The 15,465-nt window shown below is 70.3% G+C and carries 16 protein-coding genes; all 16 read right to left on the reverse strand.

The genetic code is table 11. From position 1 onward, the window contains the following. Positions 1–42: 42 nt before the first annotated feature. Complete coding sequence (locus ACIQPR_RS46005; RefSeq protein WP_403662689.1) at positions 43–867, reverse strand: DUF317 domain-containing protein; 825 nt, start codon at positions 865–867, stop codon at positions 43–45. Positions 868–1,024: 157 nt separating this feature from the next. Then, complete coding sequence (locus tag ACIQPR_RS46010) at positions 1,025–1,825, reverse strand: DUF317 domain-containing protein (RefSeq protein ID WP_403662692.1); 801 nt, start codon at positions 1,823–1,825, stop codon at positions 1,025–1,027. Next, the gene (locus tag ACIQPR_RS46015) at positions 1,822–2,202 is read right to left on the reverse strand and encodes a hypothetical protein (RefSeq protein ID WP_403662695.1); all 381 of its coding nucleotides are present in this window, start codon (positions 2,200–2,202) and stop codon (positions 1,822–1,824) included. The genes ACIQPR_RS46010 and ACIQPR_RS46015 overlap by 4 nt, the downstream gene beginning before the upstream one ends. A gap of 731 nt (positions 2,203–2,933) precedes the next feature. Next, positions 2,934–3,692, reverse strand: coding sequence for a hypothetical protein (locus tag ACIQPR_RS46020; RefSeq protein WP_403662698.1), 759 nt, complete (start codon positions 3,690–3,692; stop codon positions 2,934–2,936). A gap of 24 nt (positions 3,693–3,716) precedes the next feature. Beyond that, positions 3,717–3,908: a hypothetical protein gene (locus ACIQPR_RS46025; RefSeq protein WP_403662704.1), complete on the reverse strand. Its 192-nt coding sequence runs from the start codon at positions 3,906–3,908 to the stop codon at positions 3,717–3,719. Positions 3,909–4,007: 99 nt separating this feature from the next. Beyond that, entirely contained in the window at positions 4,008–4,412 is a 405-nt protein-coding gene (locus ACIQPR_RS46030) for a hypothetical protein (RefSeq protein ID WP_403662707.1), read from the reverse strand. 12 nt (positions 4,413–4,424) lie between these two features. After that, positions 4,425–5,213: a relaxase/mobilization nuclease gene (locus tag ACIQPR_RS46035; protein ID WP_403662710.1), complete on the reverse strand. Its 789-nt coding sequence runs from the start codon at positions 5,211–5,213 to the stop codon at positions 4,425–4,427. 302 nt (positions 5,214–5,515) lie between these two features. Further along, complete coding sequence (locus ACIQPR_RS46040; RefSeq protein WP_403662713.1) at positions 5,516–5,953, reverse strand: hypothetical protein; 438 nt, start codon at positions 5,951–5,953, stop codon at positions 5,516–5,518. Positions 5,954–6,336: 383 nt separating this feature from the next. Further along, positions 6,337–7,365, reverse strand: coding sequence for a GntR family transcriptional regulator (locus tag ACIQPR_RS46045; protein WP_403662716.1), 1,029 nt, complete (start codon positions 7,363–7,365; stop codon positions 6,337–6,339). A 1,781-nt stretch (positions 7,366–9,146) separates the two neighbouring features. Next, positions 9,147–9,644, reverse strand: coding sequence for a hypothetical protein (locus ACIQPR_RS46050; protein WP_403662719.1), 498 nt, complete (start codon positions 9,642–9,644; stop codon positions 9,147–9,149). Positions 9,645–9,685: 41 nt separating this feature from the next. Continuing rightward, positions 9,686–11,485 (reverse strand): hypothetical protein, encoded by a 1,800-nt coding sequence (locus tag ACIQPR_RS46055; protein ID WP_403662722.1) that lies wholly within the window; start codon positions 11,483–11,485, stop codon positions 9,686–9,688. After that, complete coding sequence (locus ACIQPR_RS46060) at positions 11,482–12,624, reverse strand: AAA family ATPase (protein ID WP_403662838.1); 1,143 nt, start codon at positions 12,622–12,624, stop codon at positions 11,482–11,484. Before ACIQPR_RS46060 ends, ACIQPR_RS46055 begins: the two co-directional genes overlap by 4 nt. A gap of 193 nt (positions 12,625–12,817) precedes the next feature. After that, a complete protein-coding gene (locus ACIQPR_RS46065) occupies positions 12,818–13,039 on the reverse strand; it encodes a hypothetical protein (RefSeq protein ID WP_403662841.1) in 222 nt (73 codons plus the stop codon). Positions 13,040–13,564: 525 nt separating this feature from the next. Next, the gene (locus ACIQPR_RS46070) at positions 13,565–14,104 is read right to left on the reverse strand and encodes a hypothetical protein (RefSeq protein ID WP_403662724.1); all 540 of its coding nucleotides are present in this window, start codon (positions 14,102–14,104) and stop codon (positions 13,565–13,567) included. Beyond that, positions 14,101–14,796, reverse strand: coding sequence for a hypothetical protein (locus ACIQPR_RS46075; RefSeq protein ID WP_403662726.1), 696 nt, complete (start codon positions 14,794–14,796; stop codon positions 14,101–14,103). The genes ACIQPR_RS46070 and ACIQPR_RS46075 overlap by 4 nt, the downstream gene beginning before the upstream one ends. Before the next feature lie 123 nt (positions 14,797–14,919). Then, positions 14,920–15,465 carry a hypothetical protein gene (locus tag ACIQPR_RS46080; protein ID WP_403662728.1) on the reverse strand — a complete coding sequence of 182 codons (546 nt, stop codon included), beginning with the start codon at positions 15,463–15,465 and terminating at the stop codon, positions 14,920–14,922.

Here is a 15,465-nt window from a genome sequence, read left to right on the forward strand (position 1 = left end):
TGAACAGAACGGTCGAAGGGGATCGGCTGGGTCCTTCCGGGATCAGCGGCGAGGGGCCGCGATGGGAGCCGGTGGCGGGAGTGCCGTCGGCCTGGGGCCGGGGTGCTGTCGGCGTGCGGCGCGCGCCTGTGCGCGGATCGCGTCGAGTCGGCCGGTGTGAGCTGCGACGACCTGCTGCGGTGTGAGCTGGCTGGGCTGTCGCACGGCGCTGTGGTTGGCGGTGCGGTCGAACATGCCGCGCTGGAGCGGGGCCGGGTCGGCGAGCGCCGCGACGAACGCGTTGACCAGGTGGAGCGGTGTGCTGCCGGTGAAAGAGGCATGCCACAGACGCCGGCCCCAAGGCGTGTCCTGTCCTGGCGCGTACACATCGACGGTCCAGAACCTGGTGAGGTGGCCGTCGTTGAATCGGTGCTCGACGTGGCACATGCCGTCGGGAGAATGCGCCGTGTTCTCCGGATCGGTCGGCCAATTCGCCGATCGCAGCGTACGGAAGAGATCGCTCTCCCCGGTCGGATGGGGGGCCGCCAGCAAGGCATCGGTCATGGCGGCGAGGACTTCGGCGGGGACGAGTTCAGCGAACGTCGCGTGCCAGCCGAGCTCGTCGCCGGCGGGCCCGGCCCGCAGCGTCCACCAGGTGGAGGTGGCGGACTGTGGATCGAACTGGAGGCTGTAGCGGTGGTCGGGGCTGCTGAGGATGATTTCAGGGCTGAGTACATCGGAGGTGCGCTGCCATCCGGCGGCGGCCAGTCCGTGCGTGACGCGGCGTCCGTCGCCGGGCCCAGCGAGGTGGCGGGGGCTGACGTCGAGGGGGATCCGCCGCAGGTGGGTGTCGGCGAAGGCCGCGATCTGCTGGCCGTTCACCGGCATCGGCGACACCTCCGGCCGTACGGCTGCGGGTCCGCGCACAGGAGGCTGCGCTCGGAGTTCTCGCGCGCGCCGTCGGCACTCGGTGAGACGGCGCGCACGGTGTGCGCGGCGGGAGGGGTGAGTGGGGGCACCAGGCTCCTGGGGGCCGGCGGGAGGTTCAGCGGCGGGCCCGGCTGCCGCCGGCGGGGACGCGGCCGGGCGGTGCGGTCCGCGGCCGACGGGTGTTTCCGTTGCTGGCCCAGGTGGCGGCGCGGGCGGCGGTGATCCGGGCCTGCTGCCAGGTGGCGAGCTGCGAGGGCAGCACGGACACGGACGTGGTCTTGATCGTGGCGGTGTGCGGGATCCGTCCGCGGGGCCGCATCACCTGTTCCGGGCTGGCCAGCGCGGCGGCGAAGGCTGCCACGAGGTGCATCGGAGTGGTGGAGGCGAACTGGGCGCTCCAGCCGATGCGGTGCGGATCGCCGGCGCCGGACCACCACACCGCGTTGCCCGCCGTGTCCTGGCGGAAATGCATCCACGCCGATCCGTCACTGCTGGTTGCGGTGTAGTGCAGGCCCTCGGGCCGCAGCTGCCAGTGCTGTTCCTTGAGCGGCGCCCACACGTCGGGGGCGTGGGCGGAGGGAGGCCGGGTCAGGGCGTCGGTCAGGCCGGCGACCACCTCCACCGGGGTCTGCCGGCCCAACGTGGCCCACCACTCGGCCTGGTGGTCTCGCGCTGCGCCGTGGATGGCCCATCCCCCCGGCTGGATGTACGGGTCGTAGGAGACACGGACCGTACGGTCCGGGCTCTCCAGCGCCAGAGGCCCGTCCTTCTTGGAGCGGTCCCGCCAGCCCGAGGCGCGCAGATACTCCGAGACGTGCCGGATGTCGCCGCCGCCGGCGAGGGCGCGGGGGGTGACGAGGTAGTGCTGTTGCGGCTGCTCGGCGTCGCCCCAGCCGGCCCATTGCTTCTTCTTCACCGGTGCCGCCGTACGATCAGAGGGACCGGGGCCGGGCCTTTCGCCGCGGTGGTGTGGGGCTGCTGGCTGATGTGGTGCAGGGTGGCACGGTGTTCGTCGAGGTCGAGGCCGATGTCGTTCAGCTCGTTCGCCGCGCGTCCCAGAGCGAGCCAGACCTCGGCCGGAAGCCGTCCGTGCTCGGCCTGGTACTTGGCGAACAGGCTGCTGGTGATCATGAGGCTGGTGATGCCGCCGAGGACGCCCTCGTCCGGATCGAGGATGCGGGCGATGACGAACGTGGCCTGGGTGGGCGGTAGTTGGGTGAGGCGGTCGGTGAGCAGGGCGAGCTGATGGGTGATCTCGTCGGTCAGCTGGACCGGATACGAGGCGGTGTTCATGCTTCTCCAGGGCGCGATGTCGTGCTCAGTCGTGGCGGCGGTGGCCGATGCGGCGGGCCTCGGTAAGCGGGCTCTCGGGGTGTGCACCGGCCAGGGGCACGGTGTGATCGCGGCCGACGGGGATACAGGCGCGCAGGTAGCGGCGGAAGAGGAATACGGCCAGACGAGACCGAGCCCCAGCGGCGATCGGCGGCGGCTGGGAATGAGGGGACGTGCGGGGTACGGAAGGCTCCTGAACCTGGAAAGTGACGAAAACGAAGAGGGTGGTGGCGCGCGGAGTCCTGGCGGGTCAGCGGCTACGGGGGGCCGTAGTGGGCAGGGCGGGCTTCGGCGGAAGGCCGGTGGTCCGTGATCCGCTGGTCCGGCTGGCGCGGGCGTCGGTGATCCGGGCTTCGAGGGCGGCGGCCTGTTGGGAGAGCTTGCGCTGGGCGAGTTCGTGTCTGCCGTCCGCAGACGAGGGACTTCATCACCAGGTCCAGGAGAATGTTGTGTCCTGCGGTGAGCAGAGCGTGCCCGGTGGCAGTGGCCCTGCGGCCTTCGTCTTCCACGGGGAGGTTGCGGGGGAGCCGGTGGTAACTGGCCCGGTGGCTCTGGGCGTTGACGAGGCCGTGTCGGTGGAGGATGTCCGCTGCTTCTTGGGCGCCGACAAAGGCGATGACGAGCCTGGTGAGGGAGCGATGGGTGATGGTGAAGCACTCCCCCCGGCACCGCTAAGGCAGGCTCACTCGCCCTCATCGGGCTCTGGCCGCCGACACCCTGGGGGCGGTCGGGGCCGGCGAGGTGCTCGCCGGTGCGGTGGCGGGAGCGATCCGGCCCGAGGGGTGCTGGAGAGCGAGGGCGATGCCGAGGGTGTTCAGCTGCAGGCCGGTGGCGCGGACGGCTCGGGCCTGCACCGTGGTGTCGTCGCCGCTGAGTCGGTGGATACCGCTCTGGGCGTCTGCCACGAAGCCGTGGGTGACCAGCACGTTGCGGGCCACCGGTCCGACGGGGGCGGCGGCGAGGCTGCCGTCGGCCTGCCAGGTCATCACGACCTGCTCGGGGAGCGACGGCTGGATGTCGGCCGCAGCGTTGAGACGGACTTGGGCGAGTGCGCCCTCGTAGCGGGCGATCAGGTCACCGGCGGCCTGCTCGGCCCCCAGGAACGGGTCGTCCGCCAGCGTGATGCCGTTGGGTTCGCGTACGCCGCGGTACGCCTCGCCGGGCAGATCGTGCGGGGCGAGGGCGGCGAGGAGGAAACCTTCGTGTTCGCCCGGCCGCTCAAGGACGGCGAACCGGGCGCCGTCCGGCCGGGACAGGACAGCGGCCTGCCGCAAGGGCTGCTCGGCCAGGGCGGCGGCGACGAGATCCAAGTCCCAGACACGGTCGGCCAGTTCGGCGAGGTCGTCCTTGTCGTCGGACGGATGATAGGTGCTGGTCCAGTCGCCGGGCAGTTCGCCGGCGAGGACATCGGCGTACGAGGCGAGGCGCTCGGGGTCTTCGTGGAGGGGCATGGTGTCCTTGGCGGGGAAAGTTGGTCAGCGGTGCGGCCCGGCGGCCACCGCAGGCTGCGGCGCTGGCGCGGTACGCGGCGGGGGCGGGCAGGCGCACCCGGCGGAGCGTTCGCGTTCGTCGGCGGACACCGCTTGGGTGCAGGTGCTGAGGCCGGGATGCGGGGCGTGCCGGTCGGCGAGGTTGTTGCGGACGTGGATGAGATCGGTGCGCTTCAAGTGCAGCTGCTCGTCGGTGAGTTGGCGCAGCCGGTCGGCGGTGTATGAGTCGGCTCGGCTGCCGAGACCGGCGTGGAAGTCGCCTGCGGCATGCAGGACTTACTCGATCGCGGCGAGGATCCCGTCGTACGGGGCGGCCAGTTCGGTGAGAGCGCCGGCCGCGTCCTGAGTGGTTGTCGCCTGGCCCAGTAGCTCGGCGAGGTGGGCGACCGAGGCCCCCAGCACCAGGTAGCGGGGCGGACGGCGGTCGGTGTCGAAGTGCTCGTCGCAGTCGACGTGGTAGTCGGCGGCCCGCAGGCGGGCGACGGCCTCGGTGGCGAGAGCGTCCTCGGTGTCCGCGGCCAAGCCGGTGGGGGCGCGGTGATAGGTCTCGTGGAGACGGACGACGGGCACGAAGCCCGCGCGCTGAAGCACGCTGTGGACCTCACGGTCGCCGCCGCGGGCGAGGACCTCCGTGGAGCGGGGGTCACGGTGGACGGTCAGAAAGTGGTCGTTCGACGGCAAAAAGCGTCTCTCCTACGGTGTGCGGCGGGCCGATGCCCGGGCTGCGGGCGGCATCGAGGCAATCGTCGTACGCGGGCGGGGCTGAGCGTGGAGGCGATTGGCCGTGGCGTCGAGGTCCAGCTGGATGCCGTGGAGGCGAGCGGCGATCAGTTCCAGGCGGTGCGCGGTGTCCGGGCCGGCACCTCCTGCCTGGCGGGCGAGGCGGTGGGCGGAGTGCTCGATCAACTCCCTTACGGTGGCCAGCGGTCCCGATTGCTCGTCGGCGAACTGGGCCAGGAGAAAAGCGAGTTGGGTTTCGGCGGTCGGCGGGCGCCGGGTGTGGTCGGGGCCGTCGGACGTCGTGGGCGCGATGAGGTGCAGGTCCGTCTCGATGCGCCGGGCTTCGTCGGCCAGCCGTTGCGGGAGACTGGCGGGCAGACGTTGCCATTCCCCGTCGAGGCGGATGAGATTGGCGATCAGGTCGAGGCGGCCGGGCTTGGCCTGGACGGCGATCCAGCGGCAGCCGCTCGCGTCGCCCGGGATCTCGAAACTGGCGGCGCGGGCGAAGCGGTGAGCGATCTCGACCCACTCCGCGCCACTGAGTTCACGGTCGCCGGGGTGGAGGCGGACATCGAGGTGGGCGATCACATGCCGGTCTCCGCGCGGGCGCGCGGCGAATCGGTACTCGAAGTCCGGGTCGTCGAGGTGGTCGGCCCACTCGACGGCGTTCCACGTCGCCTGCTCATCGTCCGACGTGTAGGAGTCCAAGGCCAGCCAGTAGGCGACTACCGTGTACTCGGTCAGGCCCTCCCTCGGTGTCACTGCTCTGCCTAGGGCCTCACTGAGTGGGTCTTTCGCAGAGATGGTGGGTTCGTTGACGCGGGGGATCACGTCGGGTGCCTCCAGTGATGAGGGAGCGTTGGTGAAGGTCGCGGGCGAACCCGCGGGCGCGCGCAGCCCACACGGCATCGCCACCTGCCTCGGCCGACTCCGCCAGCCGACGCCGAGTTCACGTGGGTCCTCGGCCGGCCGCTCCGACCACACCGTGTCTGGGCCGGTCCAGGTCGCACGGGTGCATGCCCGCAACAGGGAAAGCGCTCTGCCGGAATCCCGGACGGGCACACTCACCGGCCGCCCCGTGTGTCAGCGATGTGGACGAGCTGGCCCAGAGCGGTAGTGGTGTACCAGCCGCAGTCGACGAGCGCGTTGTGTCCGGCGTGCTTGGGCAAGAGGTAGTCCTCCATGGCGCGCAGGTGGATCAGGCAGTCCGGGCAGTGGCGCGCGAGGTGCACGAGGTAGCGAGGGTGTGCGGTGATGTAGGTCTGGACGCCGCCGGTGGCGTCGCGCAGCCGCCATCCGTCCTCGTCGGTCGGGGTGTGCCACGAGGGGGCGACGATGCGCAGCGCATCGCCCCACAACTCCTTGCCCACCACGCCTTTGAGAACGATGACCTGGTCGCCGGCCTGGAAGTGGGCGTGGGTGATGTCCCTGGCCCCGGTGAACGGGTCGGGCGTCGGCGCGAACGAAGGCGTCGCCGGAGGAGTCGAGGAAGACGGGAACATGCAGGACCTTCCACGCGGTGCGGAGTTGCGGTGGGAAGATCAATGGTCGGCAGGAACGCCGGTTTGGCCAACCGGCGATCGTCGGCTATGTTCCGGGCCGGTCTCGGCAATGAGCCTTTCGTCTCGTGGTCCTGCGCGGGTACGACCTTGCGGAGTTGAAGCAGGTCGGCGCTTTCTGTATCACCGTGATCCGATCGCCATTTCGTGCGGGTCGTAGTACGGGACGTCTCCAACTCCCAGCAGTACCAGGTGCCTTCAACGACGAGTGCATCGCGCTTGGTAGTCATTAGGTGGTCGCCAGGGATTTCTTGGCTCCGGAGACGTAAGCGGCCTGTGCTCTGTATCCGGTACGAGGGTCAGAGCCGGAGTGGGGCGTCTTGGCGTTACTCTTCCAGGCCCGCCAGCTCGTTCAAGAGTGCGTCCGCGCGGTCCCGGCTGTCCCTAAGCTGTTCGGCGAACGTCCGACGCTGGGCGGGGGTCATGACCCGGAGGGACGTCAGGGAGAACACAGACAGGCCGTCCTCAATGCGCTTGGCGAGCGTCACCAGCTGGTGGCCGGTGGCCTTGCCTTTGCGGGCCTCCCCGGCTGTGGCTGTGGCAGTCTCGTCTACGGCCGTCAGGGCCTTGGCGGCCTTCTTCTCCAGGCCTGCGCGCTCGCCTCGCGTCAGGGGTTCCACCCCGAACTTGTTCCACTGAGCCGAAGGAATCAGGGCCCGCTTGCGGTCTTCTACGTGGTGGAGAATGGCCCGCTGGGCCGACGGGTTGGCCCCGATGTCCTTGTACAGCAGGGCTGCCAGCGCTTGGTATTCAGGAGACTGGCCGTTCCAGTCGGGATCGCCCTTGAACTTGAACATCTGGCGGAGGTCCACCAGCTTGGCCGCAACCGCCTTCTTGGCGTCCGTGGCTCGGCCCTCCGTCTCCAGCCACATGTGGCCCAGGGCTTTGGCCTCCTGGTATGCCTCCGCTACGTCCTTTCGTTTGAGGGCCCGCTCGGCGTTGGGGTCCACGTGCTCCGTGACCACGCGGCCCTCCAGGACCTGGGGGGTGTGGACGGCCGTCTCGGCGCCGTTCGCTCCCTTGGCTGGCGCGAGGGCCTCCAGTTTCTCCGCTGCATCCGTGACAACAGCAACGTCCGAGGTCTCGGACTCCGCAGTTTCACGGTCAGTTGAACTGTCCATGGCGGAATCCTCCACCGGGACCGGGCCCTCGGTTACGGTCCAGCCACTTTCGGTCGGGGCCACCAGACCGTCATCCCCCAGTAGAGCCAGAGCGCGGGACACGGTCACCTTGGTGGTGCCGTACTTTCCCGCCAGCTCATCCACCTTCAGGCCCGCGCCCTCGGCATACGTTCCGGCCAGGATTTCCTGACGGATGCCCCCCGCCACGACTTCGTACCTAGCCACTTTGGCCATCGCGGTCTCCCCTTGCTCTCGACGGACTGGGGCAACCGTATCGCTAGCCGCGCCGCCCGTACTCACTTCTTCGTCAACCCGGTGACGTGCGCCCGCGCGGAATCCGACCGACGGCCGCGAAGTGTGAACCTGGTGGTGAGTCTGACGGGAACGTGGCATCCACGGTCAGAACATGTTCCGAGGCGGAGACGGATCGTTGCGCGTCAACGACGCTCGGAAAGTGGTCAGTGACGTACGGACGACCCAATCGTACGACGCGGGTAGCCGGCCCCTCAGGGGCAAACGTTGGAGGAGACGCCGATTCGTGCAACCCTCGTGCTCTTTTCGTGCGCCTCCTCTCCGCCTCCTTGCAGACCAGGGCAACTCACCTTCTGGGAGTCCCGTCGCTGGGCGATCATTCGCCAGGGTGCGCGCGCAGGTGCGATCGCAGGTGCGAGCGCACCCGGTTGCGTACGCAGCTACGTACGCAACCTGACATCCCAGCTTGGGCCTGTTAGGGGTCCCGGCACTGGAGCGCAGGGGTTTGCTCCGTGGGTCAGGGTGAGGCACTGACGCAACTGCACCAAGTCAGATGCGTCAGTCGTTTGACGCTCCTCCGTTGCTTCGGAGCCGAGCATCCGCCAACTCTCGCCGCCCTGCTGAACCTTCGCACGAGCACGGACTGGACAGTTCAAGGGGTGATCCAACGCAACCTGCGTTCTGCAACTTGCGTAATGAGCACTCCGGTGATGAGTGGCCATAGATGGTCAGTGCTTCTCGCTTCAGCCATCGCGCACGCGCTTTGGCGGGACGATCCGCGGCTGTCGGCGGGCCTGCTCCACGGTGTGTACGCCTTCGTGGGCGCCGCCGGAACCGGCAACAAGGCAATCCATGGTCTGAGCGGGGTCGGGAAGACTCAGCGCACCATGGAATACGGCTACCGGTCTGTGAACTCCTACACATACGCGCTCCCACACCGCAGGTCGCGGAGGAGATGGAATCGTCACAGACGAAGTTGATCGGCATCGCAGCCGGTGTTGCCCAAATCTCCGTGATGGACTTGATGTTGTCGTTAGTTGAGCAGTAGCCAAGTAGGTGTTCGCGAACTGCGCTACGTTGTGCGGAAGTTATCCGCAGCGCAACGCCACCAGGCGTATGCGCCTGCATTGTCATGGCCGTTGAAAGGGCATGCCGTGAGTCAGCAACTGATTCCCCGTGGACCGATGGACGATGACCCGAACGTCCCGTGGCTGTACGTACGCCTGGGCTCGTTCACCATGAGCAGCAGGCGCCCGGTCCGGCTGTTCACCGCCCTGGGACTGTTCACCACAACAGGTGCTGGCGGTTGGATCACCTGGTGGTTGACTCAGCGGCAAAGGTGAATCTCCCATCACCGGATGGGTGCGGCTGGTCAGGGGCCGCGTCTTGGGGGTCGAATGAGCGCTTCCGTCGGGTTCGGTTGGCCATGCCCGACCGGCGGCGTCCGACTGAGATAGGGGCCAGGTCTATCGGGTGGTGGGTCACTGGAGCCTGCCTAGACCGTCCACGCGGCGTGCTGCCTCTCTAGGGCGCGACTCATGCTCAACGGGAGACGGATTCCGGTGCGGAGCATGGTGGGTTGAAGCGGCCCCCGGCTCCGTGCGGCAAGCCGAGGTAGACGTGGCGACGCGGCCGGTGGTTCTGCCTCGCTGCTGATTCCTGGCCCATGCCCCCGCCTATCCGAGACCTGGCAGGCGGACGCGGAGGTGGTCCCGAAACGTCGCTGGTCTGGGACTACATGCCCCCAACCGTCTAGGTGATGGTCACCGAAACGGGTTCTCGGTCCCGAGGTCCTGCTCCGTGGCGGAATCGAGGAGTTCGACCAGATCGGCGCCGTCGCTATTGCGCTGGTCGATCCACCAACCCGCGAGGGTGACGGTGCGGGCTTTCTCCTCCAGCTGAGCCCAGTCGGCCTCGTCCCAGGTGCCTTCGACGACCAGGGCGGTGTGAGCGGTGGTCACCAGTTCGTGACGGGATCGCTCGCCCCAGCCCAGGGCCCGTTCGGGGCCTTCCAGCGGCGGCATGCCGAAACGAGTGGCCCACTCGGCAGCGGCCTGCTGCTCGGCGGCGCGCTTGGCGGCGAGCCATTCCGCCTTGGAGGCCGAGTCGGTGTCACGGCTGGCCTTCCAGCAGTCGGTGCAGTCTCGTCCCGCGAGCCAGCGCGCGAAGGCGGCCCGTCGGTCGGCGGGCCGGTGCGACAGATCATGGACGGTCTCGTGGCCGCAGATGTGTTCGACAGGCCACTTCAAAGGGATTGCCACGTGGTTGTTCCTACTTTCTGTCTTGTGCGTCGTGCGTCGTCTCAGCGTGTCCTGCGGATGGCGTCTGTGGCCGCCGTGGCGATGGCAGAGGGAGCGCTGGAGGGCTTTGGCAGGTGCAGCAAGGTGGTCCCCGGCAAGTGCTGGGACCGTGAGGTGAGGGTGAGCTGGAGTACGGCGCAGCCGGCGGTCGTGAGCTGCTTGACGCGGGTGACTGCTTGAGCGGTTTCGTCGCTCGTGTAGACGGCGTCGGTGACGATCACGAGGAGGCGGCCGGCGCCGGGGCGGCTGAGTTCGAGGCCGTGGTCGAGTGCGTCGATGGCGTCGCCGAGGTTGTGGCGGCCGCCGTTGGCACTGAACGTCGTCACGCGCTCCGGTGCCCGGTGGGTGGGTCGGGTCAATGCGGTCAGGTGCTGGTCGTAGGCGATGGTGGCGGTGCGGGAGTCGGGGCCGGTGAGGGCTGCTGCGCGTGCCACGATCCAGGCGGCGGACGCGACGGGCGCGCAGGCGGCATACATGGAGCCGGAGACGTCGACGGCGATACCCACCCGCAGCGGTGGGGTGGGGGAGTTGCGGCGGCGGGTGTGGGTGAAGGGTTCCGCGGTGGGGACCGATCCGGCCGCGCGCTGGGCGTCGCGGGCGAGGGCCTGGCGCATGTTGAGGCGGCCGGGCGGGGTGGGGCTGGTGGTCTGTTCCTCGGTCCGTTCGCGGTAGGTGGCGGTACGCAGGGCGCGGCTGAGGCGCGCGGCGGCGCTCTGTTCGGCGGCGGTGGGCTTGCGGGTGCCGGTGACCGGGTTGCTGTAGGGCGCCGGTGTGCCGTCGGGGGTGACGGTGGCGCTGCCGGAGTTGAAGACCGACTTGGCGGTGGTGGCGGCCTGGCGTCGCCGACTGGCCTGCTGGGTGCGGTCGTTGGCCTGTGTCCTTGACCGGGTGGCCAGGGCGTTGGCCGCTGCGGCCTGTGCCGCGAGGTCGGCGGCGTCGGTGGCTGCCGTGCTGTCCATGACGACCGTCACGGCGCCGGACAGCAGATCGGTGAGACCCTCTGGCACGGGCAGGGCGGGGGCCGCGGTGTCCAGTGCGTCGCACCATTCTTGAGCGTGCGCGAGCATGGTGGTGGCGTCGTGGTCGGCGCACTGGTGGGCCGCGGTCCAGATGCGGGTGAGGGTGGCCAGCAGGTTGGCGCCCAGCACCTTTTCGCACAGATCGGCGACGGCTCTGCTCTCGCCGGCGTCCAGGATGCCGACGTCACGGCGGCCCAGGACCAGGGCCGCCACGGCGGCGGCGTGCTCGATGCCCTGGAGGGTGGGGTGGGCGATGTCGGGCATGACCAGGGTTCGGGCACTGGTGCGCAGGTAGGTGCGGTCCGTGGGACGCCGGTTCAGGTGTGCGCCTTCGACCCGGCTCTCCTCCAGCAGGAGCGCGGACTCGACGACACGGGGGTCCGCTCCGGCCGGCTGCGTCCAGACGGAGTGGGCCGCGTGCGCGGCCTCGTGGACGAACACGCCCCATGCGGCGGGATAGCGCTCCTCGTCGCCCACGATCCGCGGATGGATCTCGTGGGGCTTGAGCGGGGCGAACAGGCCGGCGTCGAACTCGACCTCGCCCAGAGTGGGGAAGAACGCGGCCGGTGCGCCGCTGCGGGTGCCGGGGCGGCAGGTGACGAGGAGGTCTTGGCGGCCGGAGAGGGCGACCAGCCGGTCGCCGAGTTCGGCTCCCACGCGCAGCCACACGTGCGGGGAGGAACGGGGTTGCGCGGGCGGGGCGCCGTCGTCGTCCCATCGCGCGAGGTCGGCGTCGTCGTCCGGCGTGGTGGCGGGGGACTGGACGTGGTGGTGGGCGCTCACCGCGAGCGACCCCGGTGCACGGAGCCGGTGCTGCCCGGGGGCTGCCGGACGGCCGAGGCAGGAAGCTGTTTGCCGAGGGTGAGGGGGCGGACGTCCTTGACGCCGGCAGTCTTGATGACGGCGGTGGCGACGGCGTCGCGATCCTCCAGCGGGGCGATGCCGACGAGGTTCGCGAGTGCGGCTTTGGTGCCGAGGACGGCCTCGGTCTTCTGGTAGCTGAGCAGCTCTCGCAGTTGGGGGGCCCAGCCCAGTTCGCCGAGTTCGACTTGGCGGGCGAGGTGTCGGGCGACCCGGACCACGCGGGCATCGATTCTCAAGGCCAGGGCGAGGTCGTAGTCCGTGCCGATCTGGATCTGCACGCTGAACCGGGACGCGAGCGCTTCGGTCAACACCGCGCCGTGGACGCCGGGATTGTGGCCCGCGACCACGTAGAAGCCCGGCTCGGCCTTGATGGTCTCGCCCTTGTGGGCCTTGACCTGGATCTGCCTGCGCCCGTCCATCGCGGGATACAGCGCCGCCAGGACCTTCGGCGAGATCAAGGTGGCATCGTCGATCAGCAGGGCGCGGCCCTCGGTCATCGCGGTGACCAGCGGACCGTACTGGAAGACATAGCCTCCGCTGTCGGCCTGCGTGTACTCGCCGATCAGGTCGCCGACCGTGGTGTCGCCGTCACCGGCCACGGTGAGCAGGTCCTCGAACGCCGCCTCCACCAACGACGTCTTGCCGGTGCCCGGAGGGCCGTAGAGCAGCACCGGCACGTCCGCGTCGCGCAGCCGGTTCAACGCCTCTACGTCGGGCAGATCGGCCAGCTCCCGGGGGTGGTAGACCTGGCCCCCCGCACGGCGGATCGGGCCGGTCCGCCGGGGCGTTGTTGCTGCGGGACTGGTCGTGCGGGCCGTGGCTGCCTGGGCGCGGGGAGCGTGGGTGCCCGGTGGGCTGATCACAGCGGTCTGCGCGGCTGCGGCGGTCTTCGCGTTCGCGCGGAACTCCGGTTGCCCCCTTCCGCTTTGGTCGGCCTCGCCGCGTCGCACCAGGGTGAGGGCGGCGTTGCGGACGGCGCCGTGGGAGTGGCCCAGCTGCCTGGCCATGTCCCCGATGGTGAGCGTGTCCGCCGGCCGGTCGGCCAGCAGCCGGGCCACCTTGGCCCGCAGCTCACCGCCCTTCGTGCGCGCCGGACTGGTAGGCGTTGTGGGTGTGGTCAAAACGAGGCCCTTCAACAGGTACGGGTGCGGGCGAGGCTGGCGATGCACGGGAGAGGCCTGCCGCTCTTGGAGCGGATCACGGACTGTGCCGACATCGGCGACCGGGCCAGCTGGGGCGCACCGTCGGCGCTCACCGGCCGCCCGAGGGGTGGGTCCAGGTGCACCCGATGGCCGGCGACGAGCAGCTCGCCGGCTGCCGAGCGGGCCCGTAGGTGCGCTCCGTACCGGGTTCCGTTGCCCGGCAGGCGCAGACTGGCGTCTCTTCGAAGCCTGACTGGAGCAGGATCCGCCGGGCGGCGGCGTTGTAGCTGGTGGTGGTGATCTCACCGGTGACGGTGTGCCGGATCGGCACGAACGGCTCCGCTGGTGCGTCGGGCAAGGCAGGTTTCCTATCGGTGGGGGCGGGAAGGCGTCGCTACCCTGGTGGACGAGGCTGATCACTTCGATTCCCTGCTCGCGCAGTCCGTAGCCCCACTGCATGTCCTGCGCGTGGGCGGTCCCGGCGGTGACCGTCATGCGCACCGGCGGGGAGTCGTCCGGGGCGACCAGGTGGTCGAGCGTACGGCTGGGCCGGTGCTCGCCACCGGTGAGTGCGGCCACGAGCGGGGGAGGGACATCGTCGAAGAGATCGGTGCCCAGCTCGTCCCACCCGACGGCAACGTCGTCGGTGAACTCGTGCTTCATGGCGTGCAGATCGCGGGCGAAGCGCCATTGGAAGGCGACGAGCAGCAGCGGCAGGTGGTGGCTGGGCACACCGTCGCGGTGCACGTGGATACCGGCGTAGCCGGAGCCGGAACCAGTGGGGCGGGCGATGAGAGTACGGGTGGCCAGAGCAACACCAAGGTGCGTACGGGCGGGATCAGTTGGGCGCAGGGCGTCAGGGGCGACGGCGAGCGGGGTGGGCGCCAGAGGCGTCCGCGGCCCGGCCGTGTTGCCCGGCGACGGGCATCGCGGAGGAGCCCGGCGTGTTCTCCGCCGCGGCGGGTGAGTTGGTCACTGCCTCAAGCGCCCGCTTGAGGCCGCGCAGCGCGGCGGCGTGGCCGAGCGTGACGGTCAGCCGGGCTTCGACCGGGGTGGCGGTGGCGGGCTGGGGCGTGAGCCGGTGGGCGTCGGCGAGGCCGGTCACGACCGTGCTCAGGTGGGTGGCCGCACGGTTGCTGTGCGCGAGGGCTGCGGCCAGCCGGGCCAGATACTCGCGTCCCACGCCGGTCTTGGCGAGGGGGCTGTCGGCGGACTGGCGCAGGTCCGCGACGAGCCCGGAGGAGAGGTTGTACACGGCGACCAGCTGGTCCAGCACGGGCACGAAGACCTCCGTGCCGCCGACGGGGGGCGGCACCAGGGTGGCGGCGGTCTCGTGGATGCGGCGCTGCCAGTTGGCCAGGCGGGCACGGACGAAGTCCTCGTTGGTCAGGCTCATCGGGACATCCCCCTGCGTGGTGCGGTGGGCGCATGGGGCGGGTAGGAGCGCGGGCCGTCGGCGGAGGGGATGGTGACGTGGAAGTCCTGTCGGCGCAGACGGTGCACGCTGATGATCAGCTGGCGCCGGACCGCCTTGTCGGTGAGGGAGTCCGGGAGATGGCATTCGCCGGTCGCGGGGTCGAGCAGGAACCCGCCGCGGGCGAGCAGTTCGATGAAGACGCCGACATACCCGGAACGGATGCGCGGACGACGGTGCTCGTCGAGGGCGACGTGGACCTTGAGATGACCGGGGCTGCTGCGCCGGATCGGGGTGGCCGAGGCGAGGCGGTACTCGGTCAGCAGCCGCCGGTGCAGCCGGGCCGCGGCGCGGGCGGGGTCGGAGGGGACGGCGATACCGCGCGGGGCCTTGAGGCCCGTCACGTGCTGGTGGCTTGTGTTGGCGGGCAGCATCGGCAGCACGAGGTACTCGTCCGGGTGGTGGGGCCGGGGCATGACGTACAGCTGCAGGCCCCAGTGATGCGTCAGCACACTGCGCTCGACGCCGTCCGTGGTGAAGGCTGCATAGGGCAGCGGGCCGCGGTCCCAGATCCGGTCGCCGGCCGGGTCGGTGGAGATGGGCACCGAGAGCGAGGAGGGGCGCCAGCCCGGCAGGCGTTCGGCGAGAGCGTGGGTGAAGTCGGTGATGTGCAACGGAAGTTCCTCATGCAGGCGGCGTCCGTGCCGACCACGGCCGTGAGGGCGACCGCCGTGGCGACGGTGGACGCCCGCAGGGCGGGGAGGCGGTGGTGGATGTGCTGCTGCGGATGCCTGCGGTCAGCGGGTACGGGATGTTCTGGTGGTGGCCGTCGGCGGGGGAACGGCGGTCGTGGCCGGTGTCGTGCGGGTGTCGGCGGCGGTCCGCAGGAGCTTCGCCGCGTGGGCGAGGTGCGTACGGGCCGAGGCGACGTCGTCGACGAGCGAGTGGCAGGCGGCCGTCACGGGCGCGGTGCGGCGCGGGCCGGCGGCACGGCGGGTGAGGTCGGCCAGGACACCGAGGTCGTGGACGGCCGCGGCGAGGGCGGCGAGGGCGGCACCGGTGGGCCGGGCGGCGCGCGCGAGGGCCAGGGCGGCGAAGCGGTCGGCGGCCTGCGGCCGGTGCCGGGCCCGGGCGGTGTCCCGGTGGTGGATCGCGCTCTCCCCGGCCAGGTAGGTCAACAGGCCGGCGAGGTTGCGGATTTCATCGTCCAGGACCTCACCGACCGCGGGGTCCGGGCCCAGCTGGTGGGGCAGCGGCAGGTGGTCGGCGACGATGTTGAGCCGGTCGGCCACGGTGTGCAGCAGGGTCCGCTGGTCCAGGTCGCTGGCGACGCCATCAGGCAC

This window comes from Streptomyces sp. NPDC091280 (genome assembly GCF_044768565.1).
GTDB lineage: Bacteria > Actinomycetota > Actinomycetes > Streptomycetales > Streptomycetaceae > Streptomyces.

What these genes read in the sequence shown, in the direction of transcription:
- ACIQPR_RS46045 (WP_403662716.1), bottom strand. Translation starts at nt 7,365, where the DNA reads ATGGCCAAAGTGGCTAGGTACGAAGTCGTGGCGGGGGGCATCCGTCAG.
- ACIQPR_RS46015 (WP_403662695.1), bottom strand. Translation starts at nt 2,202, where the DNA reads ATGAACACCGCCTCGTATCCGGTCCAGCTGACCGACGAGATCACCCAT.
- ACIQPR_RS46005 (WP_403662689.1), bottom strand. Translation starts at nt 867, where the DNA reads ATGCCGGTGAACGGCCAGCAGATCGCGGCCTTCGCCGACACCCACCTG.
- ACIQPR_RS46040 (WP_403662713.1), bottom strand. Translation starts at nt 5,953, where the DNA reads ATGTTCCCGTCTTCCTCGACTCCTCCGGCGACGCCTTCGTTCGCGCCG.
- ACIQPR_RS46020 (WP_403662698.1), bottom strand. Translation starts at nt 3,692, where the DNA reads ATGCCCCTCCACGAAGACCCCGAGCGCCTCGCCTCGTACGCCGATGTC.
- ACIQPR_RS46070 (WP_403662724.1), bottom strand. Translation starts at nt 14,104, where the DNA reads ATGAGCCTGACCAACGAGGACTTCGTCCGTGCCCGCCTGGCCAACTGG.